Annotated in this window: 1 protein-coding gene; it reads right to left on the bottom strand. The window is 60.3% G+C overall.

The genetic code is table 11. The features are described from left to right. Positions 1-1053: 1053 nt before the first annotated feature. Positions 1054-1676 (bottom strand): phosphatase PAP2 family protein (locus CXY82_RS00080; RefSeq protein WP_370443658.1); only part of this gene is annotated, 623 nt, incomplete at its 5' end.

Below are 1676 nucleotides of genomic sequence, written 5' to 3'. Positions count from 1 at the left end.
ATGCGACGCGGTTACGAGAATCGCCGCGCCGCGAGATTCCGGCGATCTGCAAAGGCGAAGAAGGGGAGTCGTGAGACGTCTTGTACCCCTAGGGTTATAAGACACAAGGTGCCGTGCTTGTACTCGTGCGTTTGACGTCCCGTCAGCGGGCCTAATATCGGGCGAGTCAAACGGACACGTCGCGATCCGCCAGCGTCGGAATCGCCTGGCTCCGGGCAAGTGCCCGTTGAGGAAGCCTGTTCGGTGAAACGGAGGATCGTCGCACGATGGCTCTTCACATCAACGAAGCGCCGCAGGCCTGCCGAGATTTACATGCTTCCAGGGACTTGGTCGCCCCATTCTGGGGGCTGACGGTAGGTGCAGCAGGGCCGTAGCGTGTGGCCATCTGCCGTAGTCACACTAGGGCTGGTGGTATCGCCATGAATGCGCTGATGAAGGGGAACGGATCTAGGTGTCCGAAACTGTACCTACAGAGCGCACCTGGCTCCACCTGCTCTGGGCTCTTCCGATTCCAGTGTTTGTGAGTTCGGTCCTGCTGATCAGCGCGCTTTGGGACTTCTGCGGTATCAATGGATGTACAGGTGGAGGGTTCGGAATCAGTCGGGATATCGGCGGCACGATCGGTAACCTTGCGCCAATTCCATTTCTTATCGGACTCCCCATTCTCCTCGTGCCCTGGTCGCCCAAGCGCGGAGTCCGGGCGGTTGTCGCTCTCGTGACCGGAGTGGCTTTCGCGGGTCTCGGATTCGCAATTCTCGTGTCGATGGCCTCGTAACCCCGGACACAGATAGCCTCATTCGCTGGAGCTCTCGATGGTTGTCAAAACATCCATGTGTCTCGTAACCAAAGCGCCTCCCATGGGTTTCGAAACTGTTGGGTAGCGAGGGCTAGTGGTGGAAAACGCAGCCGAAGGCGAATCTCTTCCGGGTGGGGTAAGCGGGGCGGCCCGGTCGATATGAGCGCCAGGGTCTTCCCGTTGTGCGGGTGCGTGCGTTCAGGGTCCGGCATACGGGCAGCGCGACAAGGCGGGGTGATGGTGCCATTGACAATGAGTTAGGCCGACGTGCCCCGTTGCGCAACTCCGCCGGCTTGGGTTTTGGTGGTGAGGTAGAGGCGGTGGGCGGTGATCACGAGGGCGAGCCACGCTGCGCCGAGCGACCAAGCGACCACGACGTCGGTGAACCAATGATGGCCAAGATAAACCCTGCTCAGCCCCATGGTGAGGGCGAATGTCACTGCGGCCGCGATTGTGAATGCTCGCGCCCGTTTTGAGCGCTGACGCAGGATGATGAGATACGTGACAACCCCGGCGATCACGAGGGCGTTGAGGGCATGTCCACTGGGGAATGATGCTGAGTACTCAAACGGAGGGACGGCGTCAGTCAGCGGAGGACGGGCGCGGGCGATGAGTTGTTTTCCTGCGATGGTCATCAGAAGGGAATCGGCGGCGGCGGCGGTGATTAGGATCACCGGCGTCCATGACCGGCGCTTGACGCCAGGATGATGATGGCCAGCAAAGCAAGAATTGGCATACCGATCGGACCGCCAACATTCGTGTAGGCCGTGATTGCCGCATTCAGGGCCGGTGACCGCATTGGCCTTGACCCCGGAGAGTGGACACGGGTTAAGCGGCGAGTTGGATCTCTGCGGCCTGTGACGAGTATTGCATTTCGAAG

It is taken from the genome of Cryobacterium sp. M23, from assembly GCF_002929655.1.
GTDB lineage: Bacteria > Actinomycetota > Actinomycetes > Actinomycetales > Microbacteriaceae > Cryobacterium > Cryobacterium sandaracinum.
This window is presented reverse-complemented; position numbering and strand designations above follow the sequence as displayed.